The 26,384-nt window shown below is 51.9% G+C and carries 19 protein-coding genes and 1 pseudogene; 13 read left to right on the top strand and 7 right to left on the bottom strand.

Translation table 11 applies throughout. From position 1 onward, the window contains the following. Nucleotides 1-4: 4 nt before the first annotated feature. On the bottom strand, nt 5-1,096 hold the full coding sequence (locus tag K5K95_RS07800; RefSeq protein ID WP_222588985.1) for a NotI family restriction endonuclease: 1,092 nt from the start codon (nt 1,094-1,096) through the stop codon (nt 5-7). A gap of 406 nt (nt 1,097-1,502) precedes the next feature. Between K5K95_RS07800 and K5K95_RS07805 the strand changes: the two genes are divergently transcribed. Both K5K95_RS07805 and K5K95_RS07810 read left to right on the top strand, forming a co-directional pair. Beyond that, nucleotides 1,503-2,849 carry a hypothetical protein gene (locus K5K95_RS07805; protein WP_222588986.1) on the top strand — a complete coding sequence of 449 codons (1,347 nt, stop codon included), beginning with the start codon at nt 1,503-1,505 and terminating at the stop codon, nt 2,847-2,849. A 359-nt stretch (nt 2,850-3,208) separates the two neighbouring features. Beyond that, complete coding sequence (locus K5K95_RS07810; RefSeq protein WP_222588987.1) at nt 3,209-3,769, top strand: hypothetical protein; 561 nt, start codon at nt 3,209-3,211, stop codon at nt 3,767-3,769. A gap of 240 nt (nt 3,770-4,009) precedes the next feature. On the opposite strand, the gene K5K95_RS07815 is transcribed toward K5K95_RS07810, so the two are convergent. From K5K95_RS07815 to K5K95_RS07825, 3 genes are all read right to left on the bottom strand, one after another. Continuing rightward, nucleotides 4,010-4,228 carry a hypothetical protein gene (locus K5K95_RS07815; RefSeq protein ID WP_222588988.1) on the bottom strand — a complete coding sequence of 73 codons (219 nt, stop codon included), beginning with the start codon at nt 4,226-4,228 and terminating at the stop codon, nt 4,010-4,012. 339 nt (nt 4,229-4,567) lie between these two features. Beyond that, the gene (locus tag K5K95_RS07820; protein ID WP_222588989.1) at nt 4,568-5,317 is read right to left on the bottom strand and encodes a hypothetical protein; all 750 of its coding nucleotides are present in this window, start codon (nt 5,315-5,317) and stop codon (nt 4,568-4,570) included. A gap of 209 nt (nt 5,318-5,526) precedes the next feature. Then, the gene (locus K5K95_RS07825) at nt 5,527-6,417 is read right to left on the bottom strand and encodes an FRG domain-containing protein (RefSeq protein ID WP_222588990.1); all 891 of its coding nucleotides are present in this window, start codon (nt 6,415-6,417) and stop codon (nt 5,527-5,529) included. 595 nt (nt 6,418-7,012) lie between these two features. Between K5K95_RS07825 and K5K95_RS07830 the strand changes: the two genes are divergently transcribed. The 6 genes from K5K95_RS07830 (at nt 7,013) to K5K95_RS07855 (ending at nt 14,282) form a co-directional block, all read left to right on the top strand. After that, nucleotides 7,013-8,302, top strand: a complete 1,290-nt coding sequence (locus K5K95_RS07830; protein ID WP_222588991.1) for a hypothetical protein — start codon at nt 7,013-7,015, stop codon at nt 8,300-8,302. Nucleotides 8,303-8,498: 196 nt separating this feature from the next. Continuing rightward, the gene (locus tag K5K95_RS07835) at nt 8,499-10,277 is read left to right on the top strand and encodes an ATP-dependent nuclease (protein ID WP_222588992.1); all 1,779 of its coding nucleotides are present in this window, start codon (nt 8,499-8,501) and stop codon (nt 10,275-10,277) included. A gap of 482 nt (nt 10,278-10,759) precedes the next feature. Further along, nucleotides 10,760-12,109 (top strand): SIR2 family protein, encoded by a 1,350-nt coding sequence (locus K5K95_RS07840; protein WP_222588993.1) that lies wholly within the window; start codon nt 10,760-10,762, stop codon nt 12,107-12,109. Between the two features lie 146 nt (nt 12,110-12,255). Beyond that, nucleotides 12,256-13,152, top strand: a complete 897-nt coding sequence (locus K5K95_RS07845; protein ID WP_222588994.1) for a restriction endonuclease — start codon at nt 12,256-12,258, stop codon at nt 13,150-13,152. Further along, a complete protein-coding gene (locus tag K5K95_RS07850) occupies nt 13,153-13,863 on the top strand; it encodes a sensor histidine kinase (RefSeq protein ID WP_222588995.1) in 711 nt (236 codons plus the stop codon). It abuts the gene before it with no gap. Beyond that, nucleotides 13,860-14,282 (top strand): response regulator, encoded by a 423-nt coding sequence (locus tag K5K95_RS07855; protein ID WP_222588996.1) that lies wholly within the window; start codon nt 13,860-13,862, stop codon nt 14,280-14,282. Before K5K95_RS07850 ends, K5K95_RS07855 begins: the two co-directional genes overlap by 4 nt. 337 nt (nt 14,283-14,619) lie before the next feature. Here K5K95_RS07855 and K5K95_RS07860 read toward each other — a convergent pair whose 3' ends face one another. Then, nucleotides 14,620-15,027 carry a hypothetical protein gene (locus tag K5K95_RS07860; RefSeq protein ID WP_222588997.1) on the bottom strand — a complete coding sequence of 136 codons (408 nt, stop codon included), beginning with the start codon at nt 15,025-15,027 and terminating at the stop codon, nt 14,620-14,622. A gap of 975 nt (nt 15,028-16,002) precedes the next feature. On the opposite strand from K5K95_RS07860, the gene K5K95_RS07865 reads away from it, so the two are divergent. Then, nucleotides 16,003-16,281: a helix-turn-helix domain-containing protein gene (locus K5K95_RS07865; RefSeq protein WP_109635877.1), complete on the top strand. Its 279-nt coding sequence runs from the start codon at nt 16,003-16,005 to the stop codon at nt 16,279-16,281. A gap of 112 nt (nt 16,282-16,393) precedes the next feature. On the opposite strand, the gene K5K95_RS33525 is transcribed toward K5K95_RS07865, so the two are convergent. Further along, nucleotides 16,394-16,843 carry an antitoxin Xre/MbcA/ParS toxin-binding domain-containing protein gene (locus K5K95_RS33525; RefSeq protein WP_222588998.1) on the bottom strand — a complete coding sequence of 150 codons (450 nt, stop codon included), beginning with the start codon at nt 16,841-16,843 and terminating at the stop codon, nt 16,394-16,396. Nucleotides 16,844-17,114: 271 nt separating this feature from the next. On the opposite strand from K5K95_RS33525, the pseudogene K5K95_RS07875 reads away from it, so the two are divergent. Further along, a pseudogene (locus K5K95_RS07875) lies at nt 17,115-17,705 on the top strand (ATP-binding protein); the annotation flags it as partial. Between the two features lie 6 nt (nt 17,706-17,711). Here the strand turns inward: K5K95_RS07875 and K5K95_RS07880 are convergent. Next, nucleotides 17,712-18,926 (bottom strand): aldose 1-epimerase family protein, encoded by a 1,215-nt coding sequence (locus K5K95_RS07880; protein WP_222588999.1) that lies wholly within the window; start codon nt 18,924-18,926, stop codon nt 17,712-17,714. Between the two features lie 267 nt (nt 18,927-19,193). On the opposite strand from K5K95_RS07880, the gene K5K95_RS07885 reads away from it, so the two are divergent. From K5K95_RS07885 to K5K95_RS07895, 3 genes are read left to right on the top strand one after another with little or no spacing between them, the layout of a single operon-like run. Then, a complete protein-coding gene (locus tag K5K95_RS07885) occupies nt 19,194-20,588 on the top strand; it encodes an SrfA family protein (protein ID WP_222589000.1) in 1,395 nt (464 codons plus the stop codon). Nucleotides 20,589-20,605: 17 nt separating this feature from the next. Continuing rightward, nucleotides 20,606-23,671 carry a virulence factor SrfB gene (locus tag K5K95_RS07890; RefSeq protein ID WP_222589001.1) on the top strand — a complete coding sequence of 1,022 codons (3,066 nt, stop codon included), beginning with the start codon at nt 20,606-20,608 and terminating at the stop codon, nt 23,669-23,671. Beyond that, complete coding sequence (locus K5K95_RS07895) at nt 23,668-26,382, top strand: putative virulence factor (RefSeq protein ID WP_222589002.1); 2,715 nt, start codon at nt 23,668-23,670, stop codon at nt 26,380-26,382. Before K5K95_RS07890 ends, K5K95_RS07895 begins: the two co-directional genes overlap by 4 nt. The last annotated feature ends 2 nt before the right edge of the window (nt 26,383-26,384 follow it).

Raw genomic sequence — 26,384 nt, forward strand, 5'->3', positions numbered from 1 at the left:
GGTCTTAATCCGACTCAGGTAAAGGTGCTTCGAAATCACCAAAAGCAAGCAGGTCAGATCCACTGACCTGCTCTATTGGCACAGGCCAGACAAATTTATCACTGATCCGACCTTCAAAAGTCGAAAGGGGCACCGCCTTTCCACCTGTTAAACCTTCTACTGAGCGCTCAAGGGTCGTGTATCGGACTTCGTCAGGCACAATTCGTGTACGGTTTTGGCCTTCGACTTCCTCGAATCGCACGACAAACCATGCGATATCAGCATTCGAGATGTCTTTTACGTTGTCCATTTCACCGATAGAGTCAAAGAAGGCGCGATCTACAACGACGGCCATCTTCTTCCCCCACCGCCGAAGCGTTGGAACTTTGATTTGGAGCTGAGGCATGAGACGTTTCGGCCCGCTACTTCGGTAATCTGGGCGACGACGCCCTGCTGGAAATACTACCCAATCTACCGCAGTGTCGCTAAAAGCCTCGAACTCGCCTCGCATTGCGTCACCAGAGAAATACACCGCTTGAATTTCCAGCGCCGCCCACTCCATAGGCGCTCCTGGCGGTGTCTTCGTGCTGACAAGAACCATATCAATTCGGCCAACGTCTTCACCGCCTTCATTGTCGGTTGTCGCGCCGGCCTCTAAAAAACCTACCTCAGCAACAAGTTTCGGGTCAGAGTCGCCGAGGATGGTTTCACCTACCCACTTAAAAATTTCTAGGTCTTCATGGAAGCGATTTGGGCACGTAGCCCTAAGATCGCCCTGTTTACCGTCAACCGGGACACCCATGGCCCGCCCAGTTCCTGGATGCGCTGCATATGAGTAGAGACGTAATGAGCAGACGCCTCCATCTTTTGAGCAAAGAGCATCTTGCTTGCGCGCTTGAAATGGGCACAGCTGCTTGGCTCTAGCTTTCTTCGGTTTCAGTGTTTCAGCCGCGAGGAGCTGTCTTTCTGTACTCGATAGCTGGGTCAGGTTGTACCCATACCACTCTCCGATTCCAAAGCGAGCTGTTTGATCTTTTAGTTTTCTAGGTAATTTGGCCATAGCGTACAAAGTTATCAGATAGACACATATCGGCCGAGAGCTTTGTAAAACGCTCAAGAACGTACGCCCCAGGCGGTACGAGTCACTCCGCTTGTGAACTGAGCGAGAGGCACCTCGCTAGGGACATGGCGCGGGTGCATCTGTGCCTTCAGCTTGCCGTCCTCTCGTAGGCGAACCAACTAGTGGCGCTGGTAAGCATGCAGTGGCTCATCACGCACCATCGAACGCCTGGCCCAAAGTTTAACCGCTGCGTCGACATCCTCGACGGTTACTACTCCCTCATTAACGAGGAGAGTCAAGGTGGGCGGGCGAACCATGGCTGGTGCGGACTCGACCGTTATGGAATTTGTGAAGCCTCGCAGCCATCAGATGGTATCGATAGGTCCCCAATATCGCCATACTCGTCAGCGCCTTGAGGGCAAGTCATACCTCATTTTGAACATGGGAACGCAGGTCATACGGAATGAAATTTCTTGACGATATATTGCAGTCAATCTCCGGAAACACGAAAACAAAGGTCGACGATCCTTTCATTGGCGCGTTCATAGGGTCATGGATTGTCTGTAATTGGAGTCACTTGGCAATACTAATATGGGGCGACGGAACCACTACAGAAAGGATTAACACGCTCAGTAAATACATAAAAGAAACCGACGTAGTAGCGTTCAATACAATAATTGTCATCCCTTTATTAATGACGACTCTCTTTTTGTTCGCTTTCCCTTGGGTTTCATTATTGCTGAAATCGATACAGAAATTTGCAAATGATCGACTACACCAGCAAGCAATATCAATTGAATTGAGCAAAACTAAGCAACAAGAAGCCTTGAATAGACAAAAGCTGCTTGCGGATCCAGACAAGAAATTTCTGGAGCAGAACGTCCAATTAGATATTGATCGCCGAAAAGAAATAGCTGAACAGTTAAAGCTAAGGAGTGCAAAATTCAAAGAAAAAGCCGAAGCGGCAGCAGCTGCATCGGAAGCGGCGATAGCCGCAGCGACAGAAGCTAAAAGCCGAGCGAATCAAGCTCAATTAGAAGAAGAGAAAAAACAGCAGAATGCCACAATCGAAAGACAACGATTTACTGTGGCAAATGCTAGATTAAAGTCGGCACAGGCATCAAATCGTTTTCCCTCGTCGTATAGCTTCATGCTGGCTATCGAAGAAAGCCTGAAAGCAGACGGTATTCAGCTATCCCTGGCCGGACTAGGTGAGGTCGTAGCAACGACATTTGGGTATAAAGACTTCCAGTCGTTGATACTCGATGAAAATTTCAATAACGAAAAACTATCACAAGTTATATATATTTACTATGACCCTACAGATCTTGCCTCAAGCCTTGACAATATTGTACAAGCTGAAGGGTCAGACAACGAGGAATTAGGGTCCGACCTATTATTCGACCATGTCATTTCAGCCTTCGAAAACTTAGAATATAAATTGATCACCAAGGATCAAGTAGAAGAAGTGTGCAGAGACATCTGCGAAAAGCACAAGTATGACTTACTGCAAGGTGAAGAGCTATCAGGCCCCATCACAGAATCAGATACTATATACGATGAAGTCGAGATTGGCGATTTAGACTCTATTACGTTTGATAATGGCTTAAAGGTTCTTTTTGCCGGTTCAGCAAGCGGCGATCATCGAAAGGAACACGATGTACCCGGTCGTGATATTGAGTTTAGCGTCGAAATAAAAAACACCTTGTTGCTCGGCACCAAAGCTTTGGGCGAGTTTGAGGTTGGTGAAGTGACGGGGAACTTGGTTGACTACTACGATGAGGGTGAAGACGAAGTTGAAGCACATTAGAGAACAAGCACTGTGCTCCAGGTCGCCGAGAGCACACCGTGAGCAACCCGTACGCAAGTGCAGATTGGTATGACGCACAACCTATCCGCAAGGCGAGCAGCTATCCGTCTTAGCGCCCGTGACAGTCCGCTTGGCCGATTGTTATCCGTTGCGAAGGGCTGAAAACGACCCGAAGCAGCCGTTCATCATCGGCAATTACCAGGTGTGTACTATTTCGGCTGACTACGAAGCAGGAAAACGTGTCACCTAGCCTCAAGGTGAACATGCCTGTCATAATACTCATGGGCAGGGATGAATCCATCAAAAACAATTTATCTTATGTTTCCAATTCTAATCTTTTTTTGCTAAGGAATGACAAATTGAGAAAAGACAAAATAACCATCGAGGATATTGAAACTTTTGACGACTACAAGATGGAGTATGTCTGGGAAAGAACGAAGCTAGATATGGAGTCGAGGGAAGGGTGGCTGTATTTAGGTGCTGACGCCAGCAATCCTACTTTCGCGAAAGTAGGACTGACTATGGGGGATCTATCATCTAGATCCTACAGCTCAGGCAATCCGAATTATTATTTGTTTTGTGCATTCAAATGCAGGCATGACCTATCAATAAGCGAACTGAAAATGGTAGAGAGCGATATATTGGCTCGCTTAGAAGATCGCTACAGATATAGCGATGGCACGACCAAAAGAAAAAGATTCCATGAGTCAAAATCAGTTTCTGAATGTTTTTATGATGTGGACTTTATAGACTTCTTTCAAACCCTGCACTATGAAATCTATGAAAATTATAGAAGCTGCTTTGTACTAAGCGGTATGGATGATGGTTTTGGAGGGACTGACGGTGAATTCATTGACTGTCTGTTTAGCCCCACGATAAATGACCCTCACTTCTATAGGAAGATGATTATTCAGTACTAATTAATCAGTACGTCTATTGACGGCGCCTCCAGTATTGCAGGCACGATAAATGCCTGCTGCGCTTGGGGCTCGTCAGTGGAGTGACGTGCTGACTGTCTCTATCTGGCCGTTCTCTTTCGGTCGTCACTACGGCGCTTGTTGGCCAAGTCGAATGCAAACGGTTGGGCAGCCCAGAATTCCATTACTCTCGCATTAAATCGGGATTCGCTCTTCAAGGAGGGGCAGGGAAGTTAGATATGCCTACGACTTGCGTATCCGCATGATGGCATCTGTGATCGCTTGTGCATTCGTGTCCAGCGTTTCCATGGCAGTCATTGCATTATCGGCGACACTCCCTACTCCGCTCTCTGAGAGCCACTTAGTAACCTCTTCGATGGCAGCAGCTAAGGCGTGCTGGTTGTGCAGGAGCAATGTCAGTGCGTCCGCTGTGGCGATGTGGGCCTCTGAATTATCTGACATGGCTAACGTCCTTGAGTGATGGTGCGGGAAGCCTAGATCATCTCGCCGCTGGTTGGGGACCACTTTTCCAGATCCGCTGACACCTGGGTACTTGCACTGACTTGACCACCCATTTGAATCGGAATTGACCAGCGCACTTAGCAATCATGACCGGCATTGAACGGCCAATTGCTGCCGTTCACGTCCAGCAGCTTTCGGCCAGTACAGACGGGCTATTCACTTACTCTGAGATTCGGCCATATGATCCCACCAACCCAGCAATGCGCCTCTAACGAAGTGTCGGAAGATATGGAGTGTGATTGGAGCATCCTCAGGCACCCATTGAGCACCTTCCAGTGGTTAAATAAACCCGATATGCGCCCTGATATCTACGCAAACTTTCTCCGATTGAGATTTAATGACAGCCAGGTTCTTTTTCGCTTCTTTGCGAGCTTTGTCGTAATTATAGTGCTTCTCGTAATAGTCAATTTTCTCTGATAACGAAGCGTCCCTACCGATAGCCAGCTCCTCTTCTTTTTTAGCTTGTATACAAGCTCGAAATGCTCGTGCTTCAACATATGCATCATTACATATTGATATACACTTTTCGTAGAAAGCATCCGAAAAATAAAATGGTCGGTTTTTTCTCAGATGATCCGCGCAGGAAATAATAGACTCTTCCGCCTTAAGCGCTAAGTCATCGTCTTGGGCGGAGTAGTAGGTAGAGTATAAATTACTGAGTCTAGCAGTGTCATCCAAGACCGCATCTAGATTTTTCCATAAGGACTTATATATTGAAGTCTCTACATTTTTGATATTGACTTGATAACTGTGATCTAGCTTATTGAAAAGCAGATTATGCGCTAAAGAAAGTGCTATCAGCACCACTCCCGCGATGTAGGCTTGAGTGTCAGGAACTTCAATTCCCAGATCTATTCCGAAAAAATGTTTTAACACAGCATTGAAGATCAGGTGCTCTAAAAGTGGGGTGGCGACTATTCCAGATCCTAAAAATAGCACAAATTTTGTGGCAAAATTTGAAAATGGGCTTCGAATTCTCTTAGAAGCCCATGCGAGCGCTAGTGTCCATACTTGATTGAGTTTGCTCACAATACTTCCTTGAATTAAACAGTGGGTTGGCATATTTCCGGTATCAATCCGAATGCTGCGGCATCACATCGTACCAGCCTGGTCGCTAAGCGTTAGCGCGATTATAAGCTGGTTGGGCCCCGTGAACTGCCTTCATTCTGTTGGATGGGTAAAGAATAACGCATTTTCTCTATAGTCAGGTCGGAATCCACCAGGCCTCCTGCAAGTGGCTATATCTTGTCTGACCATTTGCGCTTAATGTAAGTAGATGCAAATTCTATTTCTGGAAATAAGGAGCGCGAATTAATATTTAACGTATCTAACTGCTTAATAATTTTAGGTTTGCTTGCGGCTGGAATAATAATTTTGTTATGCGTCAGACCCAAGGCGCGCTGTATTGCTCGATACTGCAAAAGCCCTCCAGCAATGAAGGCTCCGGATTGCGCAATGACGCGCTTATTATTTTTTAATGGATATACGAAATAATACCTGAATAAGTCAGATGGCCTAACGGCGTCCAGAAAATAAGGCTTTTCGACTCTGACGAATTGCATAAGGCGTTTAACTTCCGGGGTGGATTGAAAAGCGCTTATCTTTCCCTTTGTCCAGTCAGAGATTTTTGTCCCGACTTTTCGGTAGTTGTCTGATATTTCTGTCCGCTCTTCGTCGGACAACCTGGCTAGGTTGCAGATAATACTTATAGTATCACTATCGGCAAATTTCACATTGTTCTTAGGAAAGTTGAAAACGTGCACTACACCGTCGACAGAAAACATTTTCTCATCGCTACAGGCAAAATATAAACCTACGAGCGGGTTTAAAGTTACATCTAGCAACCGTGTAGGTAGGCTGTAGTGTTGTGCGCGCACAAGCTTGTCGAACATGTTTCTATCAGAGCCAAACTCGCTCGGTGCTTCGACCAAAAGTTCGCTTAAGATATTATTTTCTGCGTCCGCCTTTAGACTACGCATCACCGAAGGTTTCACAATCCAAGATTTGTCATCTTGTCCACGATAGCAGCTTAAAGCGGAGTTGCTGTTTGGGAAACCATAAATTAAATCCAGATAGGAAATTAAATCTGTGGCCTCGTCGATTTTTTTTGATCTTGTCGAACGTGTCATGGAGCAGCCTTGGTGATTGATTCAGCGGTACTGTAGGTGCGAGTTGCAGTGTCAGCATGATCCAGGCGAGGTCAGCGTGTCTATAAAGGCACAGGTCATGAGTGGCTGCTTTTGGCCGATTCTGTTGAAAAAGTCGGCTTCGGTTTCCACGGCAGAAAAGTTCGCGCCTGAGAATGAAATCTGTGCTTTGGGCAGAAGGTTCACGACTTGGATTTCACTTAGCAGCACGCAAAAGAGGTGTTTGTACCCATCAATATTTGAGCGTTTTGGGCAAACCGACTTTTTCAACAGGATCGGCCGGTTCTTGCCTGCCATGAGAGCAGAAAACGGCCAACCCGAGTCTTATCCACTCACGTGACCAAAACGATGTACTTCGGGAGAATGATCCATGGGTGTGTATGACTCTGCACCTTGGAGACATGATGGATTATTCTAAAAAGGTGCTCCTGGCCCCCGGCGATACCGGAGCTTCATCATCGGGGGCGCTATGGGTGTTGGTATGCGTGCGGGGTTCAATCCCATAATCGTCATAAGCCTTGAGCTAGGCTGATGTGGTCACTACTGAATTTGCCAATCACCCTCAAGAAGCTCATGCATGGAAGACATTCCAAACTCCTTAGCCACCACTGCTGATTCGTTGGAGGACACCATTACTCGGGAGTCTCTTTACGAACAGGCTTGGTCTGCACCCATGACCAAAATAGCTGAGCGGTATGGCGTTTCCTCCAGTTACCTAGCACGCATTTTTACAAACCTTAATATACCCCGCCCTCCGGTGGGATATTGGGCCCAAGTGGCTGTAGGGAAGCGTAAAACGCCGCCGGCACTCCCTGAGGCCCAACCAGGCGCGCTCGTTGCCTGGAGCAGGAATGGAGCGCCTGAGCAAATCTCCCGATCTCTTCCAAAAGCCCCTATAAGGAGCCGCGGGAAGCTGGCTGATCGCCTTGAACTACTTCCTCGTCGGCATCCGCTATTGATAGACATCGAGGAGCATTTTAAGAAAGCCCACGAAACAGATGAAGGTTACCTTCGTCCATCGAAACGCTCCATGGCAGACCTGATAGTAAGCCGCTCTGGAGTAAGCCATGCCGTCGACTTTGCTAATCAGCTGTACTTGGCGTTCATGGGAAAAGGCTTCGCGGTTGCGCTGTCCGATCCAACCTCGCATATGGGTCGCGCTTCCGTAGACCATCGAGAGCAAGAGTCTAAGAGGTACGTGCACCCTGCCCTATGGCGACCCCAACGGCCTACGGTGGTTCACATAGGGACCGTCGTCTTTGGCCTGTCCATCTATGAGATCAGCGAATACGTTCACGTTAAGCGACCGGATAAAAAATACATCAGGGTGGCGGATCTGCCGGTGACTAAACGGCGTTCCGATTACCGAGATGGTTGGATGATGAGCGCGGATATGCCGACGGGCAGACTTTGCTTGCAGGTGTATTCACCGTACTACGGCGTGGACTGGATTCAACGCTGGACTGAGAACAAGCCTGTAGACTTGGTCAGCAAAATTCCAAGTGTAGTGAAGTCACTGAAAGCCGAAGCTCCCATTCTCGCCGGTAAGGTTGAGATCGAGCGAGTGCGGAGCGAACAGGAACGCCATCGGCATGAGTTGCAGATGGAAGAATGGAGAAGAAAGGAAGCCGAGAAGCGTCGGCTGAAGGCGATTCAGGACAGCCGAGATAGTCTTGAAGTGGTCATTCAGACCTGGGCGAAGGTGAACAGCATTCGTTCTTTCTTCGACGACATAGCACTCAGCGCCGACCGTCTTGGTCCGGAGCAGCGGCAAAGCGTCTTAGATCGGTTGGAAAAAGCGAAGGATCTGATCGGTGACTTGGACGCGCTCAAGCATTTTGAGGGCTGGGAACCTCCGGAACTCTAGGAGTTTCCATCACGGGTTGGTACGCCGGAGTGTCATGCCCTGGCGCGTGAATGATATTTCAAGATCCTTCCGTGTTCATCGACGACTTTTCGACTGGAAAATCCCTCTTCTATAAGGCAGCCGAGAGAAATGGGTTCTACGCTCCACCTCCTAAGCCCCGCCCCCCCAGAGTTAGGGCAAATCAGGAGAAAGTGAAATGCATGGACTGACCCAGATCCACATTCAGAATTTTCGGGCGTGTAAAAACGTTTCTTTATCCCTAGGCAGCTTCACCCCTCTGGTGGGACAAAATAACGTTGGCAAATCCACGGTACTAGACGCAATCCGTATAGTTCTGGCGCCGAAAGCGTTCGCAAAAAATGATGCTTCTGACCCGGCGTTGCCAATAGTCCTCAGCGCCTGTATTTCTGGAATAACTCCGGAATTGATCGCGTTAATTCCAGAGCCAAGACACCGCCTAGCTATTGAACCCTATTGCGTTAATGGAGAGCTATGGATCCGCACCACCGGCACTGGCACCTCCAAGCCAGTTCAGGAGGTTTGGCAACCTGATGAGAAGGATGCCAATGGCATTCCTACAACCTGGCGCGCATACCCGACAGGACTGCCGTCAGTTGTTTCTGCTCTGCTTCCTGAAGCTCTTCATATTCAAGCCATGGACGATGTGCCGGAGGATTTAGGAAAAGGAAAAGCTGGCAGCACTATTCGCGGGCTGCTCGATGAAATCATGACGCCAATCCTCACAGCACATGTCGAAGTCACACAAGCCTTGGAAGCAGTTCGACGCATATTGACGGTTGATGGCGATCAGAGATCTCCTGTATTGGCAGGCTTTGACAGTAGCGCTACCGCTGCCCTCGGAGAGTTCTTCCCGGGATTGCGCTTGGATTTAGATGTCCCCTCAATCGATGTAAAAGAATTCTTTAAATCGGGAGACCTACACGTTACCGACGAGGCGTCCGGTGACCGTCGACGATTTGATCAGGTGGGAAGTGGCGCACAACGAGCAATTCAGATGGCGCTCATCCGGTTGCTGGCGGATTTGCGCCAAGCCACCGCCCAGGGAATTTCTAGGCGGATGCTGCTGATTGATGAGCCGGAACTGTTCTTACACCCACAAGGAGTCCGCAAGCTTCGAGAAGCGCTTAAACAACTTTCGGTGGTGGGCTTTCAGGTTGTGTTCACTACCCACTCTCCCCTAATGCTCAGCAGGGATAACGCTCCAGATACAGTCATCGTTCGTAGGCATCCCGTTGATGGCTCTGTCGTCCGCGCGCAGTTACGCGAAGCTGTAGCTGCTGCAATGGAGGAGGCTCAGGCTCAATCGCGAACTCTTTTCGAGTTAGGCAACGTTGCTGACATCTACTTCGCAGAGAAGGTAATTCTTTGTGAAGGTAAAACCGATCAGCGTCTGCTGCCGTTAGTGTACGAAAGGCTTTATGGATCGAGGCCAGAACTTGATCGCATCTGCTTTGTGGCGCTTGGCAGTTGCTCCAGCATCCCTAAAGGCGTTTCGGTGCTCTCAGCTATGGGTATCACCTGTGGAGTGATAGCAGACTTGGATTTTGCTTTCACACACGCCAGGAGTGGTGCCGAGTCTTGGTTATCAAAAGACGGAGAGGATATGGCCAAAGCAAGAAACGTGTTGGCCAGAATTGGAGCAGAGCAAGGTGTGCCGCTGGGTGGGAACGGTCTGCCCGTTAATGCTGATGGATTGAGAGCGGCGGATACCTGGGCGCTTTTCGCACAGGACGCGGAGGGCCTCAAATTAGCGGAGGCAGTTCACCAAGAGCTTCTGGCCCGAACTACGTGGGTATGGCCTATCGGCTGTATCGAGGATGTATTCGGTATTCACGAAAAAGGCGAAGAAGCCATTCTTGAACAAGAGGATTTTCTACGTGGTGCTGATGGTGCATCAACTGAGGCGAGGGCGCCGTTGCTGAAGGCCTGCTTGGAATGGTTGAGAGCAATTTGATCGGCTAATGAGTAAATTTAAGGAGGCCACGTATCAGTGGCCTTACCAATAGAAGCATGCGGCACCCCTGCTCAAAACCGGACCTAGACGGGCGCGGTGCCAGTCCTGAGAGCCTTGGGTAATTGCACAGATTTGCCCACCCGTTTGTATTCGACCTGACCAATCTTTTGCATCAGATTTGACTAGAATGATTCGCGTACATGACGGGGCAGAAAACGACCCAATATAAACGGTGGCCATAGTCAGAGATCGGCCACAAGCTGTCATCCGAATCATTGAGCTGGATGCGCCGGATCCTGCTTGCCAGGACTCTGTAATCGTTATCAAAGAAATGAAATTCGTCAATCTTGGTCAATCCACTAGCCACCAGAGATGGCTAGTGGCTATTCTGAGATTGCTCATTGGGGGAGACTGAGATCCTTGACGAACCCGTCATGTGCCCGCCCCTCGCTCAGCAGGCATAAAAACACTAGGGAGCGCATATGAGCGATTATGATAAGTATAAAGACGATGTGACGGATGATATCAAAACATGTATTGAGGCGATGGGCTGCCAGCCTATACTTTTCGTGGGATCAGGCCTAACTAAAAGGTACCTTAACGGCCCTAATTGGGAGGAGTTACTGCACTCACTTAGTGAAATGTGTCCCGAGATCGATAAAAAATTTGCATATTATTTGCAGCGTTATCCTAATCTCGTCGACATCGGAACCGTCTTCGCAGAAAAATTCAATGACTGGGCTTGGAGTGGCGGCGAAGACGAGTTTCCCGGTGAATTATTTGGCTCAGGTAATGAGTCCGATATTTATTTCAAACATGCAGTATGTGAAATTTTTAAGAATTTATTGAGTGAAACAGTTGCCACGGACAACGATGAAATTGAACTCCTGAAAAAGATTCACCCTCATTCGATAATCACTACCAACTATGATTGTTTACTAGAGAGCATTTTTCCTGACTACGCCCCGATCATTGGGCAGCAAATTCTCTATGCGAATCATTCAAGCATAGGTGAAATATTCAAGATACATGGATGTGCTTCGGATTCTAGGAGCGTAGTCATCACACGAGAGGACTATGATAACTTTCTGAAAAAGAAAAAGTATCTAAGTGCCAAAATGCTTGCTTTTTTTGCGGAGCATCCTCTTATTTTTGTTGGCTACAGCGCCGAAGATCCAAACATTAGAGCTATACTGTCAGACATTGATGAGATTCTTTCCGAAAATGGCGCGTTAATTCCAAATATTTATCATTTGGAGTGGTCAAGTAAGGAAGTCACCGAATATCCTAGGCGTGAACGCCTGATATCGGTATCAGAGAATAAAAGCATACGTATTAAAAGTATCGTCGCCCATGACTATAGCTGGGTATACAAGGCTTTTGGTGCTAACCAAGCATTGGACAATGTCAACCCAAAGCTGCTGCGTGCGCTACTGGCAAGAACCTATGAACTAGTGCGTTCTGACATCCCTAAAAATCCCATTCAGGTTGATTACACTGTACTTGCAAACGTTTCTGAGTCAGAGGGGGCATTAGCTAAACTTTACGGAATAGCTGACGCCTCTGACGGCCTAGCTTTCAACGTCAATTTTCCACATACGCCATCCACTTTAGGAGTAAGCTTAGGTTTCAAAGGATGGCACGACGCGAATAAGCTGCTTGAAATTTTGAAGAATACTACTGGTGTAGATATAAAATCGTTCGACAATAAGTATCATTGCGCTGTAATGAACGGCAATGAAGTTCAGGCGCATAGATACTCTAACTTATTGCGACAGTTACTTGAGAAGATAAAAAACGGAGATGAATATACTATGGATTTGCCAGCATAACCTTTTATGCTTAACTAAATGTCTTGTCATAGGTCTTAAAGTGCTATCAATATCCTTGGAGCCTTAACAGCCTATCTGGAGTGGCTGAAATCACTGTCATTACTTCATTTGTCAAGAACTGCTAGACTTTTCAACAAGGAGGAAAATTGAATCTATTAAGCCTTTCCCCAGAACAATTTGAAAGTATGACATTTGATATTGTTAATGCTCTTGGGTTGAGGAATACAGTATGGAGAACTCCTGGGAGCGATGTCGGAAGAGACATTGAAGGAGATTATTTTATTTCGGATTTATCCGGTCAGTATCAACGCCAAAGGTGGTATGTTGAATGCAAGAGGTATACAGGTTCTGTTGACTGGCCTACAGTGTGGAATAAAATATCGTATGCAGAAGCGCAAAGCGCTGATATGCTTTTATTTGTAACAAGCTCTTCCCTCACGCCGCAAGCAGTGGATCAAGTTAGAGCTTGGAATGAATCAAGAAAAAAACCAATTATTAGATTCTGGGGAGCAGTTGAGGTTACTACGAAATTAAATCTTTATCCCCAGCTTGCGAGGAAGTATGGGCTGAGATCAGAAGCGGCATCTAAACTCGATCTATTTTACCCTTCCATATTGCTCCTTATTAAAATATCTAATACTCTTTCGCCGGACACCGGACCGATACCTGAAGTCAAACTATGGCTAGCTCATTCTGTCAGCGAACTGGTATCGACTAGGATGTCAGACATAAAAGTTTCAGATGAATTCTATTTTCGAACTCACAAGATTGAAGATCAATTCGAATGGATAGAATATTCAGGGTTGTGCGTTAAATATTTTGATCGGTTCTCTATTCGAGCGCTATTTGCGTACTTATTCTTTATTTTTAAGAAAGCTCCAGTTATCACGCAAGGCCAAGAACTTAACTTGGCAATTGAGTTGCCGAGAGCGTTAATTGAGTCGGAAGAAAATCACATCCAAGCGCTTTCAGGCCTGTCAAATTTTAGCGTTCAGTTGGGAACTGAAAGTATTAGGTTGTCTATAATTAAAAGGGCCGTATAAATGGATAACAAAGAAACTTTATTCCTTATTCAAAATATTACTCATCAAGCAATTAACCCAATGAGTGGTGTAATTGGAACACTCGACAATTTAATAAATGACGTAATCCCAGACAATAAAAAGGCTCAGCGATTAGCACGCGCTAGGGCGCAATTAGAGTATACGGTTTCGTTGATAAGAAACCTTTCATATTTTGCAGAGTACGCATCGGGAAATACTGAGTCAATTTCGAACTCCTCTATCAAAACTACCGTCATACCGCAGGCCATTATCGAGTCTGCGCAATTCTTTCAAGAGCAAGGGACGAGTAGTAAGGTAAAGGTAGAGCTAGAGGATAGAAACACTCAAAACTGCGTGAAGGGTGATCCGAATTTACTTAAGCAGGTTTTCATGAATCTCATCGATAATGGAGTTAAATACGGCAAGGCCGGCTCGACTTTGACAATAAAAAATTGGATACAGAAAAAAACTGATAACCTGATCATTACATTTGAAGGACAAAGCGAACCATTTTCTAACCAAGACGATATTTTTGCAATCGGGTATAGAGCAAAAAGTGCAAAAGAAAGAACATCTTCAGGGTCCGGCTTGGGTCTTCATATTTGTAAGCTAATCGTCGAGAATGCATTTCAGGGGACGATTGAGGGGAGTCATTCATCTTCTGGAGTTACGAAATTTGAAATCAGAATTCCAAATGGGTTTTTAAAATGAGCGCAAAAATTCTAATTCTTGATGATGAACCTATGTTTTTGGATTGGCTAGAGGACTATGTCGAGTCACTAGGTTTCAGCGTGGATTTTTCAACCTCGATAGATGAAGCAAATAAAAAGCTATTGGACGCCAGCGTAGATGACTATGCAGCACTGATTTTTGATCTCAATGTGCCGGCCTCTTCTGAGTTTGAAAGCGTATTGGAGCAGAGGGGCAAACTGTTTCAAGAGTTCAGAGGGCTTTTTGTAGCGCAGCAAGCTCGAACTAAAGGGATTAACGGCAACAAAATAATAGTTTACTCGGTTCACGACAAGCCAGAAGTCGAAGAGATGTGTCAAAGATTAAATGTTTCATATATACCTAAAGGCAGAGCGAGAGCATTAAAAGAAAAACTTTCGTCAATATTAACGAGAGCGTGAATAGACGTTGTCGAAATATTTTATTGTTCTGAGGTCGCAATTTAATGCAGCTTAGCCGGTCGCATGACAGATAGGACGCGAGAGGATTTACGGTTTGTAATCCAGTAAGCCGACCACTTTCAGACTACCTACACCTCCACGCCGGTCGCACGGAGTGAAAAATTTCGGACGAAAACACTCTTCTGCGACAGTCTTCTTATGGCCGATTTCTGCCTGACACTAACGCTGGTTTTGGGCCCACTCGTTTGTCACGACTGACGGAAATCGACCAAAGCAGTCGATCTGGTCCGTCGATGTACAGACACTACTCTCTAGTCGCCTGCCGCTGTTCGTCCACTTAATAGCGTTCGCTGACAATTCCAAAACCTAACCCTTCGAGCACCTCGTTCAGGGCCCCTACTATGCGTGATTCAGCCCGGAGTTCTCCGGTGGTATAAGACAGTGCTATTGCGATTTTTAAGTGCTCATCACTTAAACTCATCGGATCAAACGGCCATATCTGAAGCACTGAAATACTCGCGTCGTCGAAATGATATTTTTCGACTCGGCCAGCTGTCTTCTCTAATACTGCCCATGCTTTTAGAGATATACCGACCGTTTTTTGACGCTTATCTGCCAGCATTGTTATTTGATCTAGATAGCTGTCACCAACAAAACTTGGAGTTTCAATCACGGCTTCGCGGACATAGATATCCATGATTCGGGGCGATGAAACGAAGTTTCTAACAAGATCGAAATCGATCAAGCCAAGTTTTCTTTCGTAAGAAAGCTCAGAATATAAATAATCTAACAGGTAGGGGTGATCAGCCGACACATACGTCATAGATCTATGTGCTCATCGCATCTTGGGAAATGATAGTGCATTCGACGATTTTTTACGTTTCTACCGCATATCTCGCATACATGAACAGATATGGCTTCCGCCAAATTTATTGCACCATGAACAAAGTCGTCTCCTCCACGATAATATATCCGTAGCGTTCCATTTTTTTCTTTCACCTCCTCAATGATCACGGAGCCACATCCAGGTGAGATTTCACTTCGTACTGTAACCAGTGCAAAGGCATGCCGGAGGAGGTTAAACCAGCCGTCATTGCATTCGAACCCCCAAAACATTTTGCCATTGATCAGAGTTGCGCTAGGAAAGAGGGTAGGATTTTCTTTGCACAATTGTTCATCAAGGTCAGGACTCACTGACGCCTCCTTTGGTGGGCCAAACCACTGTTCCTTTTTCTGCGGCTAGTCGTGCGAACGCTGCGGGATACAGGTCACCATTTTTTAGTTGGTAGCAGTACCGCTCACTAGCATGAGAAGGCAAGCACATGATCTGTTGAATTGGCTGCATCCGCCACTCATCGGACCCGTTCATCCAGCTAGGTGAGACGAGTTGGATAGACGCCACGTATGTGTCTGCGGTATCAGATCGAATCAGCCCCAACAGGCAAAGCATGGAGGGGATCAAATACTGTTGTTGGCAGATCTCGTCTGTTTCTCCGTTCTGTACGCAGTTGAGCGTTACATAGAACCACCTGTCATTCGCTGACAGCATCACAAACGCCCAGCGAGAGGTGTCTCGCTGGATGAAGGGAGACGCTGGTATACGAGCCGCCTCGTAGGTTTCGAACATGTTTAATCAGCCATTAACGTGGGATGTGAACTATAGTTCATAGAAATACAGATCACAACCGGGCTTCATCGTCCCTTTTGACGGGACGACGTAATGGAGCTAAATCCAGCCTTCGCTGAAGCCTTGCGTGAGCTGCGCATACGCAAGGGAAAGACTCAGGACCAGTTTGCGTCGGTAATGAGTCGTGAGTACGTAAGCATGCTGGAGCATGGGAAAAAGTCCCCGACGCTTGAGAAGGTGGACGGGCTAGCTTCTGTGCTTGGAGTACATGCCGTCAGCCTTATGGTGAGCTGCTACATGAAAAAGGAGGGAATTGAGAGTTTGAGCGAGATGTTCGCCTTGGTGGAAAGGGATCTCACCAGTGCCCGATGAGCATTAACCTGTGAGTAGCAACCTATTCTGGATATTAATGCTCGCCGCCTCACGGAACCTCGTTCAATCTACGGTTCCTGACGCCGTTTATCATCGTCGTTAGGGCATTCGTTCATCCTACAACTCCATGCTCGATGCGACCGATATGGGCTTTAACCAGGTTGATGCCAACATGGGTAGTCAGAAGGGCTGCTGGCTGTATTTGATTCAAAGCCGTCGCGGGCGTACGGAGCCACATTATTGCGGAACTCACATCGCCCTCGAAAAGGCTAAGAGAGTCCCGAAAAACTTCAGCAATTCGATATAGGAGATCACTTTCAGTACGGCTCAGTTGTCCTGATTTGCTCCACCGACGACGCATGCTGAGTTTTATCGATAGCATTTCAGCCAATGCGCCTTCCCGAAGCCCTAGAAGGTTTGCCATTCGAAAGAAAAATACGGCTGATAGTCCGACGTGAATTGCCTTCCAGAGCCCTGGCCCGCTTTCGTAAAAAGCCATCTCTCTCCAAAACGTCTCGGCAGGTAGTACCTTAGGTTTGCGCGTTTCTTCAAGCTGCCTCATTGGTCATACGCTCGTATTGATGATCCTCTCTACCAATAGACGATAGCGGCACGGAGAAGCAATCTCCAAGCGTTCATCTCGGAGCTGTTCATCACTGATGTGGAGAGGCTCTCAGACGCTCTCTTACACATCCAGTGTCGCTGCTGGCCCATGAACGGCTCATGGAGGCACACCCTGTCCGAACGAATACTGATTGGGTATCAGTGCTGGAAGCGAACCTCAGAAGCATCTGAACGCCTGACAACTTGGCACACTGCACGTGTCATACAGCAAATTTCCGGAATTCGATCGAAAGGTGTTGGAGGTTTTAAGGGAGCCGCTGGAGTCCGGGCACATCGTGATTTCCCGCGCCAAGGATCGCGTGAGGTTTCCGGCGCGCTTTCAACTGGTGGCCGCGATGAACCCGTGTCCCTGTGGATATCTTGGCGAACCCAGCGGCAAATGCAGTTGTACACCGGACATGGTCCAGCGTTATCGCAACAAATTGTCGGGGCCGCTGCTGGATCGGATCGATCTGCACCTGACTGTCGCCCGAGAAGCCACGGCTCTAAATCCTGCGCTAAAACCCGGTGATGACACCGCCACTGCTGCGGTACTGGTCGCCGACGCCCGGGAGCTTCAAAACAAACGCCAAGGCTGTGCCAACGCATTCCTTGATTTGCCCGGGCTGCGTCGACACTGCAAGTTATCCACAACCGACGAGGCGTGGCTGGAAACTGCTTGCGAGCGTTTGACCTTGTCACTCAGGTCAGCCCATCGACTGCTCAAGGTTGCGCGCACGTTGGCAGACCTTGAACAGATCGATGGCATCACCCGCGAGCATCTGGCTGAGGCATTGCAGTATCGGCCAAGCACAAACTGACGAAAGTCATTCCTTGGAGAGATCAACCAACGGCGCCTGCCTTACCTCAGTCTCCCGCCCACCCTGAATCTCGCTCACCGTCTTCAAAGCCTTATCCACCGCCCCTTTATCCGCCAGCAAGCTATACCGGATCTGAAACTGCTTCTGCTCTTTAACCCCAATCATCGGCACCAGACCAAGCGGCCGCTGATACCGGCGGTTGTAGGAAAAGCTCGTCCCAGGCTCCAATCCGGTGACATACCCCTGCCCTTGCGTATCGGTGTTTTTCCACAGCGAAAACACTGGCAACTGCTGAGTATTAAACCCAACCGACACCCCAAGGCTCCCGGCCTTGTTATGCAGCACGGTCAGCGTATCGCCCTTGGCGTCGCCGTAAGGCACGACGTTGTAAACCGTCTCGTCGTAGTCTTTGGTCGGCGCTCGGTAAGTCTGCCAATCCGGCAAATCCCCTTTGGCCTTGTCGTTGAATGGCGACACTTGTTTCACCGGCGCAACAAACCGCGCGCCCTGTTCCAGGAAAGGAGTGCTGAAGTTGCTGTGGTACAGCGCCTGGTATTCCTTCGGATAGTCGCCGTTGTTGGTCAGCGTGTCGCTGAGGGCGAACGCGACGCTGCCGGGTTCAGTGACCAACTCGGTCGCGACGGAGAAGTCGACTTTCTTGAACGCCTGCTCTTTCAGCTCGCCACGCAGGCTGATGGCGTAAGGCGGTTTTTCGTCGATGTGCAGGGTGACTTTGCTGGCGGGGATATTGGCGGCGCGGCCATGCAGGGTCAGGAGTTCGCCGTTGTCGATGCCGGGGTGGCCGACCCATTCGTAACCACAGCGGGCGACCAGTTCGTTGAAGCCTTCGAGCCAACCCAGTCCGCCTCGGCCGTTGAGTTCGATGAAGGACGGATTGACCACGTCCTTGACCGGCGAATCCCAGCCCATGCGCACAGTTCCGACCGACGCCTGCAAGACATTCATCCCGCGAGTCGGTACCACCGAGAGTTTCATCGTGCCGTTATCGATGTCGACGATGCTGACGCCCTCTTGCCGACCGCCGTGCAAGGTGCGAAGGGTCACGGAAAAAGGTCGGTCGGTCTTCACCCCGAGTTGTTGGCTGGTGATCTGCCAATTCTGGGGAGCCTTGTCGCTGTCGAGCAGCACGTAATCCCAGGCCAGGGCGTGAGAGGCAGCGGTGAGCGCCCCGAAGGCGATAGCGAGTTTGAGCGGGTTCATGGGGAAAGCCTTTCTTGGAGTTGTGCGTTTTTTATAACGCTGATGAAACGTTTCAGCAAGCTTAAAAAAGCCCCCCTCCGAGCCTTCCCAAGTCAATTCAAATTGACCTCATGCAACCTCTGCACACTTACGCTAGTCTCATACGGTTTTGGACCTCCGCTAATTGACGGCGACATCATTATGACATTAAGGTCGCCAGCTAATTGCAGGAGCAAGCGCAGACACCTTTGTCTGTCAATTTTGCGCAACGGAACATATGGAGTTTGAATGCGCGGGGCACTATTACGCAGCGGTAAGAGCGGGTCATTCATTGCCCTGGGCGAAACAGGTCAACCGGTCTACCGGGCTGCCTTGCAATTGCGCGAAGCCATTCGCCGCAAAAATCCTGAGTTGGTCGATCATCTGGCCATCCCTCAAAGCGATGAGCTCGGTAACCAGATCGACTGGTACAGCGGCCTCGACGGCGATGTAATTCCGTGGAGCAGTGCGACCGAAGAAGAACGCGCCCCTGCCCGCCGCCAACTTGAAGCGCTGAAAACCGCGCTCGAAGAGTTGAGCCAGCGTTTCCTGGTCACTGATTCCGGCGAACCGCAGCAAGGCGACAAAGCCGTGTTCGGCAAGCTGCTCAAGCGCGTCATTCATTTCCCCGACGAGAATTTCGTCTACCTGGTGCAGGGCAAACCGGTGCTAACCTTTTGGGGTTTCGAGCATGCCGGTAACGGTACTCGCGATCCCCTGCACTGCCTCTATCAGGTTCCGCCCGCGTTCACGCTTCCACCTGAGGTCGAACCCGCGCCTGCTGTAGCGCCTGTCGTGCCGGTGGTTGCCCGTCCATGGTGGCGTCGCTGGTGGTGGCTGTTACTGCTGCCACTCCTGCTGCTGCTTTTGTGGCTGCTGCTCGGCCTGCGCGGTTGCGTGCCGATTCCGTCGGTGGCGGTAGACCTGCTGCCTGAGGGCATCGTGCCGGTGGAAAAACAACTGGAAGAGCCGAAACTGACTGGCAATGTCACGACGTTGAATGGCGTTCCGGTGAATGGCACTGTGGTGGGCTCCACCACGGGAACCGACACCGCCGTGACCGGAACTCATGGCGTGGAAGCGCCGGCGGTCGAAGGTAGCGAGGCTGACACAGCGCCCGCCGGCGTGACCCAAGATCCCGGCAAAGACCCGGCCAAAGACCCGGCAGCAGACCCGGCCGCCGAATCGCCAACCGCGCCACCCGAAAACAAAACCGCGCCGCCGGATATCACATCGCCCGAGGCAGAAAAATCCACCGCCACAAAACCCGGCCCGCCCCTGAGCATTCCGCCAGACGCAGCCGACGGTGCCGCCAAGTTCCTCGACGGTCAGTTCCGCGCCGGTGCCGGTATTCAGGATCGCCGAACCGGCAAACCCCTGCGTCTGGAGTACCAGCTCAAGGACGGCAAGGGCGAAGTCACCGTGCACCAGGCCGACGGCACCAAGTGCAGCGGGCCAGTGAGCGCTACCATGAAGGGAGGCAGCCTGGCCATCGACAGCCAGGGTCAGGCCGTGTGCGCCGACGGCAGCACTTACGACATGCCCAAGGTCAACTGCCGCAAAGGGGCGACCACAGTCGCAGACTGCACCGGCGGTTATGGCAAAGAACAATTCCCCATGTCCATGCGGCACGTGGCCGAATAAAAACGGAATAACCCGACATGTTGCCTGAAGTCACTCAATTCGAAGACACCGTCACGCTGGTCAGCGATACCGGCATCCAGTTCATGGATTTCGCCCTGCGCCTGGATCCTCGCAAAGAACCGGCGGGCGAGTTCGCGCCGATGATCAGCGGGTTGATCTGCCGCCTGTCGTACAACGAAGAGAAAGACTTCTTTTTCTACGAGCCGGAGCCGGAAAAGGTCGAGAAGGCCAAACCTGCGTTCAGCGTCGACATGAAAAGCAGCCTCGAGCTGCTCGATGGTGTCTGGCTGCCGACCCCGTTTTTCCGCTTCATGCCGCCCCATCGCTTCGATGAAGGTCCGACCAACTGGTCGCGCATGCGCCTGGTGAAACTGGCGACACCCGACATTGACGGCAACACCCACCGTCTGACGATGGCGTTCGACAGCCGTGTGATGCCCAAGCGTGACGGCACTGCTTACTTGGCGCCAAACGAAGAAGACATCAGCTCTGGCGTGTCCTTCAAACTGGCGACCAAGGCCAGCGAGACCCGTTGGTTCCTGGCCCAGCCGTGGGTCAACGAATGGCTGCTGGAAGTCTTCAACGAGGGCAATGCCCACCGTTCGCGCGCAGAACTGGACAACGATATCCGCGCCAACTATCACCTGGCGCACTACCTCAATTTGCTCAGCCTGTTGAGCACACCGTCAGCCGCCCAGCAATCGACGGTCCGTGCAAAAGTTGAAATACCCGAGCTGAAAGTGGTCGCCAACGACAGCAACGGCTTGGTCAAACCGATTCCGGTGGACCTGGTGCTGGACGTCGGCAACTCGCGCACCTGCGGCATTCTGATCGAGAACCATGGTCAGGCCGGCTCCGGACTGAAGCAGAATTACGTGCTGGAACTGCGCGACCTGATCACCCCTGAGCACACCTACAACCTGCCGTTCGAAAGCCGCGTCGAATTCGCCCAGGCGTATTTCGGCAAGGACCATTGCTCGGTCAAGAGCGGTCGGCACGATGCCTTCCAGTGGGCGACGATCGCCCGGGTCGGCAACGAGGCCAGCCGTCTGGCCAGCCGTCGTCGCGGCACCGAAGGCTCCACCGGCCTGTCCAGTCCGAAACGTTACTTGTGGGATGAAAACGCCTACGGCCACGGCTGGCGGTTCAACTGCTCGTACATCAAGACCGACAGCGAGCCCTACGCCACCGCCGCGCCGTTCTCTCACCTGATCAACGAAACCGGCGAGGCGCTTTACAGCCTCGAAGAAGACGATCGTCTGCCGGTGTTCATGCCGCGTTATTCACGCAGCTCGCTGATGACCTTCATGCTCGCCGAAGTGCTGGCCCAGGCGCTGTCGCAAATCAACAGCCCGGCCCAGCGCTCGCGCCAGGGTCACACCCGCGTGCCACGCCAGCTCAACAGCATCACCCTGACCGTGCCGCCGGGCATGCCCCAGGCCGAGCGCAGCATTCTCAACGAACGCATGCTGCAAGCCATCGGCCTGGTGTGGAAAAGCCTCGGCTGGCATGTCGGCGAAGAAGACCCGCATCAGGATCAGGCCGTCAGCCCGCGCACGCCGATCCCGAGCATCCGCGTGGAATGGGACGAGGCCTCGTGTGGCCAGTTGGTGTACCTGTACACCGAGGTCAACGAGAATTTCGCCGGTCACCCGGAGGAGTTTTTCGACACTATCGCCCGGCCGGACAAGACCGACCGCGAACGCATCACCCTGGCGACCATCGACATCGGCGGCGGCACCACCGACCTGGTGATCACCGACTACCGCCTCGACCGCGCCGGCAACACCGGCAGCGGCAGCAACGTGCACATCGTGCCCGAGCAGCGTTTTCGCGATGGCTTCAAAGTGGCCGGTGACGACATCCTGCTGGACGTGATTCAGGACTTCATCCTGCCGAGCTTCGAAAAAGCCTTGCAGAACGCCGGCGTGAAAGCCCCGGATTCGCTGATGTCGCGGCTGTGCGGCGACGAATCGGTCAGCGCCCAGGACATGATCCTGCGCCAGCAATTGAACCTGCAGGTGTTCGTCCCGCTTGGCCTGGCGCTGCTCAAGGCGTACGAGCACTACGATCCGCAGGTCCCGCAAGAAGTCACCCCGCAAAGCTATCGCCAGTTGCTCGGTGACAACGCGATCAGCCAGACCGTGCTCGACTACGTCAACGCCGCCGTGCGCCGCGATGTCGGTGGTCAGAACGGTTTCGACCTGTATGCCGCGCCGATCAGCTTCGACCTGCAGAAGCTCCACGCCGCGTTCCTCAACGACCAGATCAACATCACCAAGATTCTCGGTGCGCTGTGTGAAGTGGTCGCGCATTACCCGTGCGACGTCCTGCTACTGACTGGCCGCCCTTCGCGCCTGCCCGGCATCCAGGCGTTCATTCGCAAGGTGCTGCCGCTGCCACCGGGCCGTATTCTGGCGCTGCAAAACTACCGCACCGGCGGCTGGTATCCGTTCCACAAGAACGGCCGGATCGACGACCCGAAAAGCACCGCGTCAGTCGGCGCGATGCTCTGCCTGCTCTGCGCCAACCATAGCGTGCCGAACTTCTACTTCCGTGCGTCGGCGCTCAAGCCGTATTCGACGGTCAAGAACATCGGCGTGATCGACCTGAACAACGTGATCAAGGATGCCGACGTGCTGTACCGCGACATCCAGTCCGAAGACTACAAAATCAAGCTGCCGGAAATCGGCGTGGGTGAAGCCGCCGACACGCCACAACTGGAAATGCGCGGCGATCTGCGCCTCGGTTTCCGCCAACTGGCCGCTGACCGCTGGGCCGCCTCACCGCTGTACACCTTGCGGTTCACCAAGGCCGGTCGGGAGAAGTTTTCCCGGGCGATCGGTGAAAACGGCAGTGCGCCGTTGCTCAAGGTACGGTTCGAGGTCAAGCCGGCGGACAAGTACACCCGCAAGCAGGATCTGGTCAGCGACCGCCTCTCGGTTCGCAACATCGAATCCAACTGTAACAACGTCAACTTCAACCCGCGCAGCGACCTCGAGCTGGAACTCAACACCATGCTCGACGCCGGCCTGAGCGAGACCAAGTACTGGCTCGACAGTGGAAGTGTGAAACGCAAATGAATGACCTGACCCCCGATCAAACTCAGCTCTCTGCCAGTTGGGCCGCTGTTTATGAAGGCGCCGGTCAGGCGCTGGACTGGATTGCCCAGACGCGCGGCAACGCGCCGCGGCTGGACAGCGAAGCCGACAACCTGAACATCCGCCTGCACCGTGCCCGCAACCTGGCTCACAGCCTGGGTCGCGTGGCCTGCACGCCGATGACTATCGGCTTTTTCGGCTTGTCCCAGGCCGGTAAGTCCTACCTGATTTCGGCGCTGGCGGCCGGTCAGAACGGCAAACTGGAAACCGATTTCGGGGGCCAGCGCCTGGACTTCATCAAGCACATCAACCCGGTGGGTGGAGGCAAGGAAGCCACTGGCCTGGTGACGCGCTTCAGTCGTCGCGCCACGCCGAGCCAGGATCCGCAGTTCCCGGTCGAGCTGACGCTGTTCAAGGAAATTGAGCTGGCGAAGATTCTCGCCAACTCCTGGTTCAAGGATTTCGACCTTGAACGGATTTCCTACGAGATCGACGAAGAGCGCATCCAGCGCGTACTGAAACCGTTCGAAGGACGCGAGACCGGACCGTTGCAACCGGGCGTCAGTGCCGACGACCTGGTGTCGCTGTGGGATTACCTGCGGGATAACTTCCGCAACTCGGTGAAAAAGCTTGAGCACCTGTATTGGCCGACGGCGTTGCAATTGGCGCCGCGCCTGAACTTCCAGGAACGCGCCGAGCTGTTTTCGATCCTTTGGGGTGAGCAAAGCGAGCTGACGCGTGTGTACCAGCAACTGGCCGGTGCGCTGCACAGGCTGGGTCTGCCCGAAACCGTGTTCGCCCCGCTGCACGCCTTGGTGAGTTTCGAAAACGATACCTACAGCCAGCGCGACAGCATCATGAACGTCGACATCCTCGAGCGCTTCGGCAGCCCGCAGGACTTGCCGATCGACGTGCGGCCCCAGGTCGACGGACGCCTGCAAAACAGTCAGGGCATCCCGGTCGCGCAACTGGCAGCACTGACCGCCGAGATGACCTTCGGCCTGATCGAGGCGCCAGCGGACGACATCGTCAATCAGGTCGACTTGCTGGACTTCCCCGGTTATCGCGGACGCAAGAAGCTGCACGAGATCGCCGACTCCCGCGACCCGGAATCCAGCACCAAGGACAACTCCGTCTCGCAGCTGATCCTGCGTGGCAAGGTCGCCTACCTGTTCGAACGCTACACCGACAATCAGGAAATGAACGCGCTGGTGGTCTGCACCGGCTCGACCAAGCAGAGCGACGTCAATGACGTCGGTCCGGTGCTGACGCGCTGGATCGAGAAGACTCAAGGCGCCGATGCCGCCGCTCGCAGCAAACGCGACACCGGCCTGATCTGGGCGCTGACCATGCTCGACCTGCGCATCACCAACTCGCTGAGTCTGACCCCTGATCAGTACGACGAGAGCTGGAACGGCATGGTCAAGCTGACCATGCTCGAGCGTTTCGGCAGCCTGAGCTGGATGAACGATTGGGCCGGCACGCCGTTCCAGAATACCTTCCTGGTGCGCAAACCGCGGATGGACGCGGCGTTCATCGTACAAGATGAAAGCGGCGCCGAAACCGGCCTCAATGCCAGCTATCAGGATCGTGTCGACGCTTTGGGCGCGAGCTTTGCTGACAACGAACTGGTGCGCAAACACATCAACAGTCCCGCCAATGCCTGGAAAGAAATGCTGCGCAACGATGACGGTGGCATCAGCCACTTCAGCAGCAGCTTCAAGGGCGTGGCCAACATTGAATTCAAGTTGCAACGCATCCGCGAGCAATTGAGCGAATGCCTCGAAGGCCTGACCACTCACGGCCTGAGCACCTGGTACCACGCCGACGCCGATGGTGCCGCCGCCGCGAAGAAAGCCCAGGCACAAATGATTCTGACCGGCCTCGGCCGTCGCCCGGCAGTGCTCGGCGAGCTGATCGATCAACTCGACATGCCGAGCGAAGAGGTGCGCGACCTGTACCTCAGCGGTGTGTATGAAACCGATGACGAGCCGGCCGCGAACGATGAACCTGTCGCCCCGACACCGAGCCAGAGCCTGTACGGCAACGACGCCGGGTTTGATTTCGATTTCGGTGATGACACAAGCCCTGCAGCACCGGTCAGCAACAACAACGCCGGCGCCCTGGCGCCCGAGCTGCAAAGCAACGAGCACCGTTTCGCCAAAGCCGCCTTCAAGGCCTGGATCGCGCATTTGCGTGAACTGACCACCCGCCAAAGCCTTCTCAATCTGCTCGGTCTGGAAAAGGCCTTGCTCGAAGCGGTGGTCGACGAACTGATCACCGCCGGCTATCGCCAGGACTTGCCGGGGCAACTGAGCCGCGCCGTCCTCAAGCGTGCACAAAGTGGCGCGCGGCGCGATCAACTGGTCGAGCGTCAGGTATTCGAAGTGCAACGTGTGCTGCGTGATTTCGTGTCCTGGTTCGGCTACCTGCAGAAACCGGTGAACGAGCGCCCGAACAGCCGCGCCGGTGCGAAGGCGCCGCTGTTCTCGTTCTACACCGACGTTGGTCCGGGACAAGTGCCCGTGCTGCCAGCACAGCCGGCGAACCAGGCGCAGCGCTACCTCGGCGACTGGCTCTCGGGCCTGGCCTATATCACGCAGGACAATGCCGGCCATGGTGCCGGACGTGAAATCACCCCTGAACAGAACGAACGGCTGGGCAAAGTGCTCACAGCCTTCGCAGCGAGATAAGT

This window comes from Pseudomonas sp. DR48, from assembly GCF_019823085.1.
In the GTDB taxonomy this organism is placed as follows: Bacteria; Pseudomonadota; Gammaproteobacteria; order Pseudomonadales; family Pseudomonadaceae; genus Aquipseudomonas.

Excerpts from the sequence above, each read along its gene's own strand:
- K5K95_RS07850 (WP_222588995.1), top strand. The coding sequence starts at position 13,153 with ATGGATAACAAAGAAACTTTATTCCTTATTCAAAATATTACTCATCAA.
- K5K95_RS07830 (WP_222588991.1), top strand. The coding sequence starts at position 7,013 with ATGGAAGACATTCCAAACTCCTTAGCCACCACTGCTGATTCGTTGGAG.
- K5K95_RS07895 (WP_222589002.1), top strand. The coding sequence starts at position 23,668 with ATGAATGACCTGACCCCCGATCAAACTCAGCTCTCTGCCAGTTGGGCC.
- K5K95_RS07885 (WP_222589000.1), top strand. The coding sequence starts at position 19,194 with ATGCGCGGGGCACTATTACGCAGCGGTAAGAGCGGGTCATTCATTGCC.
- K5K95_RS07825 (WP_222588990.1), bottom strand. The coding sequence starts at position 6,417 with ATGACACGTTCGACAAGATCAAAAAAAATCGACGAGGCCACAGATTTA.
- K5K95_RS07890 (WP_222589001.1), top strand. The coding sequence starts at position 20,606 with ATGTTGCCTGAAGTCACTCAATTCGAAGACACCGTCACGCTGGTCAGC.
- K5K95_RS07835 (WP_222588992.1), top strand. The coding sequence starts at position 8,499 with ATGCATGGACTGACCCAGATCCACATTCAGAATTTTCGGGCGTGTAAA.
- K5K95_RS07815 (WP_222588988.1), bottom strand. The coding sequence starts at position 4,228 with ATGTCAGATAATTCAGAGGCCCACATCGCCACAGCGGACGCACTGACA.
- K5K95_RS07805 (WP_222588986.1), top strand. The coding sequence starts at position 1,503 with ATGAAATTTCTTGACGATATATTGCAGTCAATCTCCGGAAACACGAAA.
- K5K95_RS07840 (WP_222588993.1), top strand. The coding sequence starts at position 10,760 with ATGAGCGATTATGATAAGTATAAAGACGATGTGACGGATGATATCAAA.
- K5K95_RS07855 (WP_222588996.1), top strand. The coding sequence starts at position 13,860 with ATGAGCGCAAAAATTCTAATTCTTGATGATGAACCTATGTTTTTGGAT.
- K5K95_RS07880 (WP_222588999.1), bottom strand. The coding sequence starts at position 18,926 with ATGAACCCGCTCAAACTCGCTATCGCCTTCGGGGCGCTCACCGCTGCC.
- K5K95_RS07865 (WP_109635877.1), top strand. The coding sequence starts at position 16,003 with ATGGAGCTAAATCCAGCCTTCGCTGAAGCCTTGCGTGAGCTGCGCATA.
- K5K95_RS33525 (WP_222588998.1), bottom strand. The coding sequence starts at position 16,843 with ATGAGGCAGCTTGAAGAAACGCGCAAACCTAAGGTACTACCTGCCGAG.